Annotated in this window: 15 protein-coding genes; 8 read left to right on the forward strand and 7 right to left on the reverse strand. The window is 37.8% G+C overall.

Annotated features, from left to right (window positions below):
* Positions 1–1490 (reverse strand): phosphomannomutase/phosphoglucomutase (locus I2E21_RS03315; protein ID WP_195410448.1); only part of this gene is annotated, 1490 nt, incomplete at its 3' end.
* 501 nt (positions 1491–1991) lie between these two features.
* On the opposite strand from I2E21_RS03315, the gene I2E21_RS03320 reads away from it, so the two are divergent.
* The 3 genes from I2E21_RS03320 (at position 1992) to I2E21_RS03330 (ending at position 4502) form a co-directional block, all read left to right on the forward strand.
* On the forward strand, positions 1992–2261 hold the full coding sequence (locus I2E21_RS03320) for a hypothetical protein (RefSeq protein WP_195410407.1): 270 nt from the start codon (positions 1992–1994) through the stop codon (positions 2259–2261).
* 173 nt (positions 2262–2434) lie between these two features.
* Complete coding sequence (locus tag I2E21_RS03325) at positions 2435–3166, forward strand: LytTR family DNA-binding domain-containing protein (protein WP_195410408.1); 732 nt, start codon at positions 2435–2437, stop codon at positions 3164–3166.
* A 7-nt stretch (positions 3167–3173) separates the two neighbouring features.
* Positions 3174–4502, forward strand: coding sequence for a GHKL domain-containing protein (locus I2E21_RS03330; protein WP_195410409.1), 1329 nt, complete (start codon positions 3174–3176; stop codon positions 4500–4502).
* A 167-nt stretch (positions 4503–4669) separates the two neighbouring features.
* On the opposite strand, the gene I2E21_RS03335 is transcribed toward I2E21_RS03330, so the two are convergent.
* Positions 4670–6205 (reverse strand): alpha-amylase family glycosyl hydrolase, encoded by a 1536-nt coding sequence (locus I2E21_RS03335; protein ID WP_195410410.1) that lies wholly within the window; start codon positions 6203–6205, stop codon positions 4670–4672.
* 214 nt (positions 6206–6419) lie between these two features.
* Here I2E21_RS03335 and I2E21_RS03340 point away from each other — a divergent pair, with 214 nt between their 5' ends.
* Positions 6420–6974, forward strand: coding sequence for an adaptor protein MecA (locus I2E21_RS03340; protein WP_195410411.1), 555 nt, complete (start codon positions 6420–6422; stop codon positions 6972–6974).
* Between the two features lie 89 nt (positions 6975–7063).
* On the opposite strand, the gene I2E21_RS03345 is transcribed toward I2E21_RS03340, so the two are convergent.
* On the reverse strand, positions 7064–7276 hold the full coding sequence (locus tag I2E21_RS03345) for a hypothetical protein (protein WP_022234557.1): 213 nt from the start codon (positions 7274–7276) through the stop codon (positions 7064–7066).
* 10 nt (positions 7277–7286) lie between these two features.
* A complete protein-coding gene (locus I2E21_RS03350; protein WP_195410412.1) occupies positions 7287–8501 on the reverse strand; it encodes a hypothetical protein in 1215 nt (404 codons plus the stop codon).
* Between the two features lie 144 nt (positions 8502–8645).
* Between I2E21_RS03350 and I2E21_RS03355 the strand changes: the two genes are divergently transcribed.
* The 4 genes from I2E21_RS03355 to I2E21_RS03370 all read left to right on the forward strand — a co-directional run bounded on the left by I2E21_RS03355 (position 8646) and on the right by I2E21_RS03370 (position 12464).
* Positions 8646–9905, forward strand: a complete 1260-nt coding sequence (locus I2E21_RS03355; RefSeq protein WP_195410413.1) for a transglutaminase domain-containing protein — start codon at positions 8646–8648, stop codon at positions 9903–9905.
* A 33-nt stretch (positions 9906–9938) separates the two neighbouring features.
* Positions 9939–10691, forward strand: a complete 753-nt coding sequence (locus I2E21_RS03360; RefSeq protein ID WP_195410414.1) for a dihydroorotate dehydrogenase electron transfer subunit — start codon at positions 9939–9941, stop codon at positions 10689–10691.
* The gene (locus I2E21_RS03365; RefSeq protein WP_195410415.1) at positions 10691–11602 is read left to right on the forward strand and encodes a dihydroorotate dehydrogenase; all 912 of its coding nucleotides are present in this window, start codon (positions 10691–10693) and stop codon (positions 11600–11602) included. Before I2E21_RS03360 ends, I2E21_RS03365 begins: the two co-directional genes overlap by 1 nt.
* A gap of 157 nt (positions 11603–11759) precedes the next feature.
* Positions 11760–12464 (forward strand): DUF421 domain-containing protein, encoded by a 705-nt coding sequence (locus tag I2E21_RS03370; RefSeq protein WP_186936111.1) that lies wholly within the window; start codon positions 11760–11762, stop codon positions 12462–12464.
* A 410-nt stretch (positions 12465–12874) separates the two neighbouring features.
* On the opposite strand, the gene I2E21_RS03375 is transcribed toward I2E21_RS03370, so the two are convergent.
* The 3 genes from I2E21_RS03375 to I2E21_RS03385 form a co-directional block, all read right to left on the reverse strand.
* Positions 12875–13738: an AraC family transcriptional regulator gene (locus I2E21_RS03375; RefSeq protein WP_195410416.1), complete on the reverse strand. Its 864-nt coding sequence runs from the start codon at positions 13736–13738 to the stop codon at positions 12875–12877.
* A gap of 331 nt (positions 13739–14069) precedes the next feature.
* Positions 14070–15086 (reverse strand): WYL domain-containing protein, encoded by a 1017-nt coding sequence (locus I2E21_RS03380; protein WP_195410417.1) that lies wholly within the window; start codon positions 15084–15086, stop codon positions 14070–14072.
* 12 nt (positions 15087–15098) lie between these two features.
* Positions 15099–16025 (reverse strand): AEC family transporter, encoded by a 927-nt coding sequence (locus I2E21_RS03385; RefSeq protein ID WP_022234565.1) that lies wholly within the window; start codon positions 16023–16025, stop codon positions 15099–15101.
* Positions 16026–16202: the final 177 nt, after the last annotated feature.

The following is a 16202-nucleotide window of genomic DNA, read 5'->3' on the forward strand; positions in this document are numbered from 1 at the left end:
CCGCTTGTAGTCTTTAAAAACTCATTAAGTTTGTTGTAAATAATATCTACGCCGCCTACCGAATCACTCTCAATATTCAGCGGCATAATCGGGTCGTGCACTGAAAGTCTTAACAAGAACCAACCGTCACCGTTATCCTTATCGAATGATACTCTTATACCCTCACGGTTATCGTTTGCAACATTCCAGCCGTTCTGCGCCATTGCATATGCGGTAAGGTCATTGATAATCTTTTCGCCGCAGGCTCTGAAATCGGACTCAAGAATTTTGAATCTGACTTCTTTACTTTCAACAGGTTCTTTAAGCGCCGCAGTAAGTTCGTCAAGCTCTTTGCCCTCTTTGCGCATTTGAGCCGCTTTAATAATAATCTTGGTGCAGAGATATGCGCCGTCATCAAGGAAATAGTTTTCTTTCATTGCGGCATGACCTGAGGTTTCAATAGCAAGCGGACAGTTAATGCCTTGTGCGTTGAGCTCAAGCGCCTTGTCAATAACATTCTTGTATCCTCTGCGGTAGCGGTAGTGCTGACCGCCGAGTGTGTTTTCAATAAATTCCTTAAGACCGGAAGAAGTGATAGAGTCGGTTACAACAGTACCACCCTCGTTACCCTCAAGTGCAATGGCAGCCGCTACAGCAACAAGGCGGTTACGGTTAATTTCATTGCCCTTGTTGTCTACTGCGCCGCCACGGTCAACATCAGTGTCAAAAATTACGCCGAGGTCGGCATTTGCCTCTTTTACCGCCTCGCAGATTGACGCCATAGCTGTTGCGTCTTCAGGGTTCGGAATATGGTTCGGGAACATTCCGTCAGGCTCAAGGTAGCGACTGCCTGTTGTATCCGCACCGAGTACAGAAAGTACCTTATCGGCATAAAAACCGCCTGCACCGTTACCTGCATCAACTACAATCTTAAAGCCCTTAAGCGGATGATCGTAATCCTCCGCATTTACTTCTTCTTTAATTTTTTTGCAAAGGCCCTTTGCATAATCGGTCATATAATCAACTTTTTTGATTTCGCCGCAAGAATTTTCGGCAGGTGATTCGCCGTTTTGTGCATACTCAAGGATTTCTTCGATATCACTGCCCTCAAGACCGCCCTCACGGGTGAAGAATTTTAGACCGTTTCTGTTAAACGGGTGATGGCTTGCGGTAATCTGCAAAGCACCGTCACAACCGAGGTCAACGGTTGTCATAAACATCGACGGAGTAGATGCAAGCGAACAATCCAGCACGGTTGCTCCGCAGCGTTTAAAACGCTCACTGCAAATTGAAACTATATGCGGGCCGGAAATTCGGCTGTCACGACCGATAGAAATTGTAAGAGCTTCAGGCGCTTTGCTGACCTTTTTTGAAAGCCAAAGCACAAAGCCGTCTGCCATTCTTGCCACAACATCATCGGTAAGGTTTACGGGCTGACCCTCAACGCCCTCGCTTGCTACGCCTCTGATGTCTGTACCGCTTTTAAACTGCTTATAAAACTTGTCTAACATTTAAAGTACCATTCCTTTATTGTATTTTCGGATATTTCATTCTAAAAAAGCATACCCTTATTATAAATTACTGCATTAATTATAACCCATAGCCGCAAAAATCTCAATATATAATAATTTTATTTTTGTAAAAAAAGTGATTTTTTGACGCTTAACTTTCCCTTTTGGTAGTTATTTTCACTAACAGCATTATAATTTTAATAAGCAAACAAATTTGTTTATCAAATGATTTTTGTGCATAATATATATATTTATACACACTACTTTGTAAGCTGTTCACATTTAATTTGACTTTGCAACAAATTTTTATAAAAAAAATTGTTGACTTTTATGAAATTGTGATTATAATAATAATTGTCAAGTAAACAGTCCGCTTGACTATCGACTGATTATACAGTCAGACTACTCGAGTAAGGTTTAATTAGGTCGAACATAAATAATTATTTTGCCAAATGGTAAATGGCACAACAATTTTATATTATCATTTTGGAGGAATTTTTTATGACACCTATTCTTAGTTTACACAATATTGATGTAGCCGAATTTCTCGCTGTTCTTGATACTTGCGAGGGTAATGTATTTCTCGTTACTAACGAAGGCGACAGATTAAATCTTAAAAGCAAACTCTGCCAGATCGTCGGTCTTACAAAACTCATTGAGGGCGGTAAGATTGCCGAAGCAAGCATTATTTGCGAGAATAAAAACGACGAGAGCAAACTCTTCCGTTTTAACTTCTTTGGCGACACTGCAGATGCAGAGATTAATAATTAAACAGCTATTCACGTTTTCACGTTAATTTCAAAACTTCTAAATCCAGAGGCAGTCGCTTAGGCGACTGTTTTTGGCATATAATACATTTTTAGCAAACCTTTTTATAATAATGCACATTTCTTAAGTTTTGTGTTATAATTATAAAAAGGTTATTTATTTTTGGTGGTGTGATAATGAAAATCGCCGTAATTGACGATGAACAAAGATATATGGATATTCTTGCCCGTGTGTGCAACGGATATTTTACAATCAGAAGTGAACAAGGCTCGGTAGATTGTTTTTTAAACGGACAAGATTTTTTAAATAAATGCAGTGAAAATCTATATGATGCGGCATTTATAGATATTTATATGAGCCCTATTAACGGAATTGAGCTTGCCGAGGAGCTTAGAAAAATCAGCAAAGATATTCTAATTGTTTTTGTTACTACAAGTTCCGACTTTATGATGCAGGCTTTTTCTGTTCATGCGTTTCACTATATAATAAAACCGTATATGCCCGAACAAATTTACAAAGTTCTTGACGAAGCGGCTTTTTACATAAAAGATAAAGCAAAATTTATTCGGATTGTTTGCGACAGAAAATCCGTAATGATTTCTGTCAAAGAGATTATGTCTATTGAATCCGATGCACATTATCTGAATATTTCTGTTGTGTCCGGTATGACATACCGCACAAGAATGACTATGAATGAATTTTTAAAACTTACCGATAATGACGAAAGATTTATACCCGTAAACCGTGGCGTTGTTCTTAATGCGGATTATATTGAGCGCATTGACGGTGCTCTTTGTATAATGGGCAACGGTACAAGATTTTCGATAAAAGTGCGTGAAAAAAGTATCATAGAAAAACGGGTAAGAGATCATATGTTTAAAAAATTAAGGGAAAATCAGCGGATTTGAGGATAATATGGATAGGGTAGAATTTTTAAAGGGACTTTTTTCTTTTTCTATAATCATTCCCGCAAGTATAATGTGTTATTTGCCGATGAAAAATCAGCTTAAATTTTCGGTTAAAAAAATTGCTTTGCTTTTGGCGGGGGCTTTTGTAATTATTGCAACGGTATCTTCTTTAATAACGGTACTTTTTAACATTCGTACGATAAACACGGTGCTTATGCCCGATATGATAATCTGCTTTTTACTGTTACGGTATACGGTAAAAACAGATTTTGCCAAAACTCTGTTTGTGTTTTTGAGCGTTATATGTCTGTTTTCGACTTTCTCACTGTTTACTTATGAAATTGAATCGTTTTATAAGCCGGAAATGGATTACGGAATAAGTTTTTCGTTTGATTTGCTGTTTATGGGAATAAGTTTGTTCTTTATGGCAATACTTGCGTATCCTATGCTGAAATATTATTCCTGGATGATAGATAACATTAAATATAAAAAGCTTTGGTATTCATTTATGGTTTTACCGATTATTGTAACTCTGTTAAATATTTACTCCATACCGATCACATATTTGAATTTGCGTGTGGGAATGATTGGCATAAAGGCGTTAATGATTAACAGTATTATATTTTTGCTGTATATATTGGTATTTGCGCTGTTTTACATATTCAGTAAAACTACAATTGAAAAGACCAAGCTTGAAGAACAGAACTTTATGCTTGAAATACAGACAAGCTATAACGAATCTCTGCAAACATATATTAATCAAACCGCAAAAGCCAGACACGATTTAAAACACTCGGTACATCTTGCGCAGTGTTTGCTTGACGAGGGCGATTTGGACTCATTGAGAAAATACCTTTGCAAGTACTATCAGGCACTTAATATTACTGCTCCCGTAAGATTATGCAGCAGTAACGCTATAAACGCAGTGCTGAATTATTATCGCCAAAGCGCAATTGACAATGAAATAGATATTACTTGGAAAATAAATATGCCTCCTAAATCCGAAATACCCGAAGTTGACTTCTGCGGTATTTTAGGAAACTTAAGTGAAAATGCAATTTCCGCATGCAAAACAATAAGCGAGGGCAGAAAATATTTTGATTTGTCAATCGACTATAAGGGCGACTATATTTATATTGCTGCAACGAATAATTTTTGCGGAGATTTAAAGAAAAGTGACCGAGGCTATGAGTCCACAAAACATAAAGGCGGAGGAATTGGACTGCGTTCAATGAGAAATATGGCAGAGGTTTATGGCGGATATTTTGAAGCTGTTGATGTCGATAATAAGTTTTGCGTTAATATGACATTAAAATATGTAGATGTTAATGCATAAATTTTAATTCAAGCCGGACAGCCTAATTAACAATGTTCTATTCTAAATATTGGGATAACTTTAAGCAATTTGCTAAACTATAATTTACTCCAACTTTGACAAATAATCATCAACAAAAACGGCGGTAATCCAAATAGGATTGCCGCCGTAACTTTTAAATAAATCTATTAAAATTCAAGCATAACAAAACTCTGTGCCGACATTTTTACCTTATTGTCAGCAACCTCTGTTGTACCGATTTCATATACTTTTTTAGCGTCCTTAGCATTGATTTCGATTTCGCTGTCTTTGCCGAGTGGGTTAAAGAGCATTACAAACTTGCCTCTCTTATATCCGAACGGGAATTTACCCGGCTCGAAAATCATTTCAAAATCACCGTTGCCGTGAAGGTCATCGTTTGCGTGACGAATGGCAATAATGTCTGTAACAACCTTATAAATACTGTCAGGGTTGTTCTGCTGATTTTCAACTGTAGGTGCGTTTTCGTCTGTATCAACAGGGAGGTAAGGTGTATCGCTTGCAGAAAAACCGAGGTTTTTGCCGCTGTTCCACTGCATTGGTGTACGCGAACCTGTACGGCTGAATCCGCCCTCTTTGCTTACGAGGTTTTCCTGATATTTCATACCGATTTCGTCACCATAGTAAAGGAACGGAACACCCGGCATAGTGAAAATCATTGCATACGCAAGTTTAATTGCATCCATACCGAAGTAGTGTGTCATTCTCGGCATATCATGGTTATTTGTCATAAAACTAATGTAGCCGTTATTCTTTGAAAGCTCATAAGCAGGGAGATATTCGTCTGTAAAGTTCTTAATATCGCCCTTGCCGTTTGGATTAAAAATACCCTTATTGCCCTCATCGTCACCGTAACGGAAAAGTCTGCTGTAACCGTTGCCGTGGTGGTCAAGATAGAAGTCCATATGGAAACCTGCGTTGTTGATTGCTCTTTCGGGATTGCACCATTCGGCTACCATTGCAGCCTCAGGATAATCTTTGTCGAGCATTTCACGGATACCACGCCAGATTTTTGCTGTTGCAACCTTTTCATCATCGTTCTTTACGAGCGAGTCTGCCATATCAACTCTGAAACCGTCTGCGCCCATATCAAGCCAGAAACGCATAATGTCCTTGATTGCCTCTACTGTAGCAAGGCAGTCCGGATGGTCGCACGGCAGTTGCCACTCCGGATGTGTGATTTCGTGAAAACCGTAGTTGAGAGCAGGCTGTGAGCTGAAGTAGTTTACCAAATAGTTACCGTCACGCTCGCAGATACCGCACATCATTCTGTACTGCGGCGGTGCGTCCCATACTGATTTTGTAAAGATATAACGGTTTGTATACTCACTCTTTTGAGCTTTTTTAGACTCTAAAAACCAAGGGTGAGTGTCCGATGTGTGGCCGGGAACGAGGTCAAGGAGAATTTTCATTCCTTTTTTGTGAGCCTCGTCAAAAAGTCTTACGAGGTCATCGTTTGTGCCGTAGCGGGGAGCAACCTTTTTGTAGTCACGAACATCATAACCTGCGTCCATAAACGGTGAATCGTAAACGGGGTTGAGCCAGATTGCGTTACAGCCGAGCCCTTTTACATAGTCGAGTTTTTCGATGATACCGTTAAGATCACCGATACCGTCACCGTTGGTGTCATAAAAGCTTTGCGGGTAAATTTCATAGAAAACCGAATCGTTGAGCCATTGCGGCATAGAAAACATCCTTTCTTTTGTTAATTTTTATTATTACAATAACATAGTAACATTATTGAGGATTTTTGACAAGCATATTATGCGTTTTAACAAAAATATTACTATAATTTGCTTGGTATATTTCCAAAAATAATTACTTGCAGGAAACGGCATTTCATCATAATATATATAAGAATAATTTTGCGGCAAAGCACAATGTGAGGAGAGAGATTTTTTGACGATTGATAAAATAAAAAGCAATAAAATACTGATAACTCTCTGCGATGAAGATATGCGAGATTTTTCGCTTGATTATGATACTTTAAGCCTGTATGACAGCCATTCCAGAAAGATACTTATGCGAATTTTGCAGATAGCCTGTTTTAAAACAGATATAGAAATAAAAGATAAACGAATAATTGTGGAGGCGCTTCCGACTGTTGACGGTTGTATGCTGCTGCTGACGGTTGAGGATAAAAAAAGGAAAAAATACAGACTGCAAAACGGTAAAAAATGCAGCTGCTACGATGTGGGCAACAGCAAGAATTTTCTTGATGTAATTCAGTTGCTTTACAAACAGAATGTGTGCTGCAACAAAAATTCTGCCTATGAAAAAGACGGAGTTTACTACCTTATTTTTGATTATCCGGCAGTACCAAAAAGATTTAAGCGTATTTTGCACGAATACGGTGTACGGTGCGGCGATAATATTTTTGCCGCAAATCTGCGGGAAAATGCACAAGAAATCTGTCGTTCAAACGCAATTGCCGTTATTGGAAAATGTTTGTAAAATTATACTATGCATACCTGCTAAACAAAATCACTCAAACAAAAAAAGCAAGCGCAATCGTCTGCAACACGATTGCGCTTTTGTGATGTTTAAAGTCCCCAGACTGCCATAACTGCGTTGTAGTAATCTTCCGAAAGCTGTTCTTTTAAAATTTTTCTGTCATCTTCACAGTTTGTAAAAGCATTGCGGACATTTTCACCAACCTGTACCTCAACATCGTTAATGTTTATAAATTTCTGTCTTAACACGCTCACTCCCTCTTTTGTAAGCATATCAAGCGTAATTTTTTCTGTAACCTCCATTTTAATCCTCCTATCTGCGAATAATATATGTAACAACAAAATTCATTTTTTCATCTTCAACAAATTTATCGGACGGTGCACTTATGTAAATCCACGAACCGTCTATTCTCACATTACGCAAGTTATTCTTTGTAGAATATACGGCAATACTTGCAAGTCTACTTTCTGCTTTTGACGGGAACGGCAAACCCGACATTTGTAAATAGTTTTTATCCGCCAACATACTTGTAATATTTACAGACACAGTAACTGCGTCGCCGTTCTTTGCGTAAACGAAGTTTCCCTCACTGCCCTCATAAATTGTCTGCGCCGGAGATAATTCTCCCGAACCGATTTCGTTATTCGCCGCATCATATTTGTTTGCAAGCGATTTTTCTATATCGGCTTTGTTCTGCACAACGGTCTGCCTAAGCGAATTAACACTGTTATACACAGTGCCGCTCGTTACATAGTTAGGACTATTATATTTTGGTTCCGTATCGAATGGCCTTTTGTCAAGCTTAAGGTTTAATGATCGGTTTATATACGTTTTATCATAGGCATCGGTAATTCCGTAACCGGCAAGAGTATCCGCCTTATCCGCTTTTAAATTGAGCTTTGTATCGATACTGCTTTTAAGGTTTTGTATCTCATCATCAACATCATTATAATCATAATAATAGTTTTCAAGATATGCAACACTCGGATAGCTCTCTTCCGTAACATCAGCCTTAAGCGTAACCTTATTTGCTTTTTCTTCTTTAAGAGTAATGTCGCTGTCGGCAATAACTTTTATATTGTTTTCAATCTGCTTATTTTGCTCTGCAATTTTATCCCAACATTTTTTTGTCTCATCTCTCAATGCAAGCGTTTCGCTGTTGGGATTGGTGAATCCCTTGTCCTCAATCGGTATGGATTCTCCCGCAAACAATCTTACAATATCGGTCTGCAAAGTGGTTTCCTCCTCTCTTAATTCAAGCTGAACCTCAACCCAGCCGTGACAGAAAATATCGTTTTTCCCGATTTTCCACATTATATATGTGCTGTTGTTAACAGTTTTTACGGTTTGCGGTGCAACCGTGTTTACACTGCCGTCTTTAAATCTTAAATGAATTGCGGCAATCGTATTTTTGCCGACAAAATCATTCACCGTAAATTCAACTTTACTCACAAGGTTTTCGCCCACAATCCCCGCATTATCTTCTGCGGCAATACCCTCGTACTTTTCTTTGTTAAAAATAATCAAATTATTCACCTCCAACTATGCATAAAAAAATCCTAAAAGTTGCACTAATTGCAACAATTTTTCAAAAAATAAATTTTGAATTGACTATAAAGCCAAAATAAAGTAAAATTATAAATGATATATTATATGTAATGAGATGATTTTTTGAACATCCATAAAATACAGACTGTTGCAAAGAAAGCACTTGCGGTTGCTTTGCCTTTGGCGCTATGTTTTTCAATTGCCGGCTGTTCTTTTAAATTTAAGATTTTCGACAATTCTGATTTTAAGCCGACAAGCGAAAGTGAAGCGCTTTTGTCAGAGATACCGGAGCCGAAGCAAACATCGTACAGCTATTCGGCAATAACAAACGAACACATTAAAAATCTTTACGCACAAATTGAAAACGAATGTCAAAAACCCGTTCCCGCAGAAATACAATGTACGGGCACGCTTACGCAAAAAGATATTTACGAGGCAATAATAGCTTTTAAAAACGACCACCCCGATATATTCTGGATAAAAAACACATTTTCTTACTACGATTACGACGGTTCAACATATGTAGAACTTTCCTTTATTTCTTCAGGCACAACGCTTGAAACACAAAAAGAAAAATTTAACGAGGCACTCAACGACTTTGTAAACAACGCAACTATGTATTCTTCGGAGTATGAGCGTGAAAAGTATGTCAACGATTATATTATTGCAAATTGCGTATATGATGACGAGGCTGCCTACAACAATAACACAAAAGGAAATGTCAGTAACGCCTACGGAGTTCTTGTTGACGGCAAAGCCATATGTGAAGGATATGCCAGGGCATTTCAGCTTTTGTGCAACAAACTCGGCATTGAATGTGTAAGTATTGCAGGAATGACCGGTGATGTCGGACACGAATGGAACTGCGCAAAAATTGACGGTAATTGGTATCAGGTCGATGTAACATGGAACGACTCGGAAGATGAGTTTTCCAACTACTACTACTTTAATCTTACAGACGAGCAAATGTATTCCTCGCACAGAGCAGATGACCTTTTTGATGAAATAGAACCCGATAATTATAATAACGACGAAAACCTTATCGGCAACCTCTATGTGCCCGAATGTAATTCTACCGAGTACAATTATTATAATCAAACTGCACCTATCCTCTATGCGTTTGATGAAGAAAATGACAATACAATTTCAAATGCACTTGCAAATTCCGCCGTAAACGGTGACAATTATTTCAACATAATTGTTGATGACAGTCTTGACTTTGAAGACGCTTATTCAACACTTGTACAAGACGGTTATGTAGTAAACTACATTGAAAGCGCCAACAATATGCTTTGGGGAGAAGTCGAGCTTGACACCTCAAGCTATGCATATAAAAACGATACCCTGCGTGTTATTACCATAGTGTTAAACTATATTAATTAAATAAATCATTCTGTTGCAAAAGGAGAGAAATATATGAAATATGATGTTAAAGCCTTTGAGCTTTTGTCAAATGAAGAAATTGCAGACGGAATTTTTGATATGCGTGTAAAAAATGACGAACTTGCACCGCTTGCAAAATGCGGTCAGTTTGCCCATGTATATGTTCCGTCAAAAACTCTGCGCAGACCTATTTCGGTGTGCGACAGCGAAAACGGCGTACTCCGCCTTGTTTACCAGGTTAAGGGCGAGGGCACAAAGATTATGTCAGAAATGAAAAAGGGTGAAGCTGTAGATATTCTTGCTCCGCTTGGCAACGGCTTTAATATTGAAAAAGGCAAGCGCTACTGCCTTATCGGCGGCGGCATCGGTGTTCCTCCTATGCTCTATACAGCAAAGCAAACCGAAAATCCGCTTGTTATCACGGGTTTCCGTAACAAAGACCTTATTATATTACAAGATGATTTTAAAAATGCAGGCGCCGAGCTTGTACTTACAACAGATGACGGCAGTGCAGGCGTACACGGATTTGTTACAGATGTACTTAAAGAAAAGATAAATGAAGTTGACGAGGTTTGCGCCTGCGGTCCTACCCCGATGCTTAAGGCAATTGCTCAAGTTTGCAAAGAATTTAACAAGCCTTGTCAGATTTCACTTGAAGAAAGAATGGCTTGCGGAATCGGCGCTTGTCTTGTCTGCGCCGTTAAGGTACGCAAAAACGGTGAAGAAATTATGCAGCATGTCTGCAAAAACGGACCTGTATTCAACGCAGAGGAGGTTGTATTTTAATGGCTGATTTATCTGTAAAAATTGCCGGAGTAGAGTTTTCAAATCCGCTTATCGCCGCTTCGGGCACATTTGGATTCGGTAAGGAGTACGGCGAATTTTATCCGCTTTCAAAACTTGGCGGTATTTCGTGCAAGGGCATTACATTAAAAAAGCGTGACGGCAACCCACCGCCAAGAATCGCAGAAACTCCGTCGGGTATTTTAAATGCCGTCGGACTTCAAAATCCGGGCGTAGATGTATTTATAAACGACGATCTTCCTTGGCTTAAACAGCAAAACACAAGAGTTATCGCAAATATTGCAGGCAACACACCGGAAGAATACTGCGAAATGGCAGAAAAACTTTCTTCAACTGATGTTGATATGATAGAAATGAATATTTCCTGCCCTAATGTAAAGAGCGGCGGCGTTCAGTTCGGTACAAGCTGTGAATCGGTAGGTTCAATTACAAGTGCGGTAAGAAAGCACTGCACAAAACCGCTTATTGTAAAGCTAAGTCCGAATGTTACAGATATTGCCGAGATTGCTAAGTCGGCAGAGGCAAACGGCGCAGACGCAATTTCAATGATTAACACACTAACAGGTATGAGAATAGACATAAACACAAAGCGCCCGATTATCCGCAACAATACAGGCGGAATGAGCGGCCCTGCAGTGTTCCCCGTTGCAGTAAGAATGGTTTGGCAGGTTTCTAATGCCGTTAAAATTCCGATTATCGGTATGGGCGGCATCAGCACATGGCAAGACGCAGTTGAAATGATGATTGCAGGCGCAAGCGCATTGCAGATTGGCACAGTGTTCTTCTCAGACCCATACGCACCGATTAAAATTGCCGAGGGAATTAATGAATACCTTGATAAAAACGGTATGAAGAGCGTTACAGAACTCACAGGCACAATCAAGCCTTGGTAATCGGTAAGGTTTTATAAAAGTTTGGTCAACCTTGACCTGAATTTTTAAATCATTTAAACGAAATTCCTCAGCTAAATTATATATCGCCTAACATAAAATTCAAAAACGAATAAAATATAAAAAGAAATCCATAATAACCATAGCACAGGAGGTTATTATGGATTTTTTCAGAGTATTTATAACCGCACCGATCTCGCTTACAGTCCTGTTTTTGCTTGCAAAGCTGATGGGAAATAAGCAGATGTCAGAGCTTAATATGTTTGACTACATCAACGGTATTACAATAGGTTCAATCGCCGCCGAACTGGCGACAGGCGAATTTACCGATATTTATGACGGTGTAATGGCTATGGTTATTTACTCGCTTATAGCAATTATGTTGACTTTCCTATCGCAAAAGTCGCTTCTTCTAAGAAGATTCATTACGGGCAAATCTATTATAATTTACGATAACGGCAAATTTTACAACAAAAACTTAAGTACCGCAAAGATAGATATAAATGAAATTTTGGTAATGTGCCGTTCAAAGGGATATTTTAATTTTGATGAGATACAAACCGTTATCCTTGAAAGCAACGGTCAGCTTTCAATTTTACCGAAAGACAAAAATCGACCGCTCACTCCCGATGATATGAAAATTACGGTTCTTCAATCCGGTGTAGAGGCGGTAGTGATACAGGACGGCAAGGTTTTGGAAAGAAATCTTAAAGCCACGGGAAATAATATTGAGTGGTTAAAAAAAGAACTCAAAAAGCAAAATATAAAAACGAGCGAAGTTTTCATTGCTTTTTGCGACAATAACAACACTCTGAAAGTACACAAAAAGGTCAAATCTAACCCGACAAACGATATTTTTGATTAATTTCTAAAAAAATGTTTAAATTTCGGAAAACTACCAATATTTTGTCACACTGTTGTCACTGTTCGTATGGTATTATATATGTGTAAGACAACTACTGATAAAACTTACATTACAAAGTTAATAACTCATTTTTTCATAGATATTTTCCTCTCTCTTTTTTATAAGCAATCAGCTCGACTTCGGTCGGGCTTTTGCTTTTTGTTTTTATAATAAACAGTTATGTTCTAAATGACAGGGAAATAATTAAAAAATTTAGGTCAAGCCTTTTTAAAGGTTGACCAAACTTTTATAATTGTTTTACGAATATTCCGCTAAACCGTAAATTACCCCAATTTTTAATAAAAAACACAAAAAATCAGGCAGTCAGTTTCTATAACCCCATAAGACTGACTGCCTGTTAAATTAAAATTTTAAACCTTAGCTTTACTGCGCTCTGATTTTCTGTACTTTGACGGTGTAATGCCGTAGTACATCTTGAACGCTCTGTTAAAGTTAGAAATATTATTAAAACCTGATTTTCCTGCGATTTCAATAACAGGAGTATCGGTTGTTGTAAGCAAAAGTGCCGCTCTTGACAAACGAAGTTCATTAAGATAATTAATGAAAGTTGTGTTCAAAAGCTCTTTAAACAGATGCGAAATGTAATATCTACTCAAGTTTGTGTGCTCTGCAATAATGTCGAGAGTAAGCAGATTGCAGAAATTCTCGTTGATATACTCTGTAACTCTGCGCAAAGCCCTATCCTTTTTGCCCTGTGTTTCAATATCGTAAATTTCTAACTTTCCTGACTCAAACAAATAATAGTAAAGTTCATAAAATTTACCTGTTGCCAGAAGATAAAATGCTCTCGGCTTGTCAACCTCTGCCCTAAAAGCAGATTCAAAACATTCGGAAACATTATTGTAGTAATCCTCCCCCGGCTTAAAAGAGAAAAACTTAGTACAGTTTCCGCCTACTATGCTCTTTATAATTGCATTCGGAATAAACTGCTGTGTAAGATTTGCACCGTCATTAAGATTTAAAAGCATAATCTCAATATACACATTGTTGTTGTTGTCAAATCTGTGCTTCTGGTTTGGTGCGATAAAGAAAATATCGCCTTTGTTGAGCTGTTCAACACCGATTGCGGTTTCAATTGTAATAGAACCGCTCCTGACAACACCCAGCTCTACTTCGTGATGAACGCTCCATAAATCATCCACAACAAGCTCTCCGCACGAAACTCGAAAGCTTGAACTTGTAGATGTTACAGAGTTCAAAAATCTTATTGCCACTGATATTACCCCTTTTATAATATTATTTTGTTTTATAAATATAATAATACAAAAATGTTTTATTGTCAATACAATACAGAACAAAATAAAGCAAAATTATACAAATTAATCATCCGAATGTAAAATTTTACTTTTTGTTATCTTTTATTATCATAATTTTTAATTAATTATACTCAATATCTTTATTAAGATAAAATTTTACTATAATAAAATTTTATTTTTTGTGCGTATGATTATTATTATATCAAAAAGCGGCAGTGATTTTCAATAAAACAAAAATCACTGCCATAAAAACAATTTTGTATATAAAGAGCTTAAAAATCAGACATTGTCAGTTGTCATTATTATCTGCCGAATAATTATTATTTACAGAATTAAGATGTTCTTTAAATCCGTCTACCACCCTTTGCGGTGACAAGATTTTAACACCTCCGCCCAGTCCGAATACCCAGGCATAAAACTGACTGCTTATTGAAATTTTTGCACTGAATCTGAACTGATTATCGTTTTCTTTTACAATAAAAATATCGTCACCAAACCTGTCTGCAATTACGCCTACAAGTTCGTTATTAACAAGCATTGTAACTTCAAATTCCTCTCCGCCGTACATCGAGAAAATCTTTCTTGTATATTCGGCGCCGTCAAATTTCTGTATTTCGTCATTAGGTTCACGCTTGTCTTCAAGTACTTCAACGCTTTCAATCTTATCTACTCGGTAATTCTTTATCTTATCCGCCTCGCTGTCGTAACCTATCATATAATAATTTTCGTCGTCCCAGCAAAGCCAAATCGGTGAAATTACATATCTCTTGCCGTCACGCCTTGCGGTTTTTACAATATTTGCACCCTGCCCTATATCCCACTTCATATACAAAAAGCTGACCTTTCGGTCATTGGAAATCGCAGTTTGCAGTGTATCGACAACATAATATATTTTTTCGTTAAGACCTTTTACCCTGTTTGTAATAAAGACATCACGCTTAAGTTCTTTTCCCTGAAAGTTACTTACAAGTCCCTCAATTTTTCCGATAAGCTCCATACTTTTTTTGCGTGTAATAAATTTTGAACTTTGAATTGCATCGACAAGCAGTTTAAGCTCCGCAAGCTCAAAATCTCTTGAAGCGACATAATACCTTGTGGTATTTGATTTGATTTTTTCAATGTCAAGTCCGTACATTTGGAGAGAGCTGATATCATCGTAAAGACTTTTTCGCTCGGACTTTATATTAAATTCACTTAATGCGTCAATAATTTCAGTCGCAGTCATTCCGTGGTTATCGTCGGTTCTCTTTAGAAGAATGTCACGCAGATATAAAAGCTTAAGCTTTTGTCCCGATGATTTTGGCATAATATCCTCCGTTTATGCTGTCAGTGTTTGCGCAAACGCAATTACAAGCGGCATAGTTATGATTGAAAATACTGTAGTAACCGCCACAATACTTACCGAAAGTTCGGTATCTTTATTGTATTTTACCGCAAACATTGTAGTTGTAGCGGCAGTCGGTGCGGCAGATGCGATTACACAGGCAACCGCAAGAGTTGTTTCCACCTTGCACAGATAAAGCACAATTGCGGTTATGACAGGTACCAAAACAAGTCTTAAACCCATTGCAACATAAACAGATACATTTGAAAATGCTTTTTTAAGGTCTGCCTCGGAAAGGTAGTAACCTATAATCATCATCGGCAACGGTGTATTTAAAGCCGCCATATATTCAACAGGCTGACCTACCATATACGGAAGCTTTATGTTAAGCGCAAAAATAATTATCGCAATTACAACACCGATAATACCCGGGTTGGTAATCAGCTTTTTGGCAGAAATTTCTTTAATATCTCCGCTCATACATACAAGTCCGTATGTCCATACAAGAATGTTGAACACAGCTACAAACACTGCGCCGTAAAACAAACCGTCATCACCGAGCACAGCCTCCTGCAACGGGAACGACATAAACGCACAGTTTGAAAAAACTGTTGCAAATCTCAACACTCTTTTTTTGCTGTCCTTACCCTTAAAAATAAGGCTTACCAAAAGTATGGTTGCAGCCATAACGGCTGTTGCGCAAATCGTCATAATTCCGAGTCCGCCCAAAAGTTCAGGTGTAAAATCACGCTGAAAAGCAGACACCATAACGCACGGTGTAACAAAATACAAAACAAGGTTGTTTATATGCTTTGCGGATACATCGGTAATGATTTTTTTCTTACCGCAAACAAAGCCCAACGAAATCAAAATAAACAGCACAAGTACCTGTTGTGCAACTACAATAAAGTTTTCTAACATTTCCTTTTCCCCCTAAAAATAAAACACATTTAAGTATAGCACAATAACTCATTTTTTCAATGCTTACGCAGTAATACAGCTGAATTTTGGAGGTATATAAAAAATTAATATCATAGAAAAATATCATTTTGTACAAAATTATGTCGAGCATATGGTGCAAACTAACCAATGAAAAGC

It is taken from the genome of Ruminococcus sp. BSD2780120874_150323_B10 (genome assembly GCF_015553695.1).
GTDB lineage: Bacteria > Bacillota > Clostridia > Oscillospirales > Acutalibacteraceae > Ruminococcoides > Ruminococcoides intestinale_A.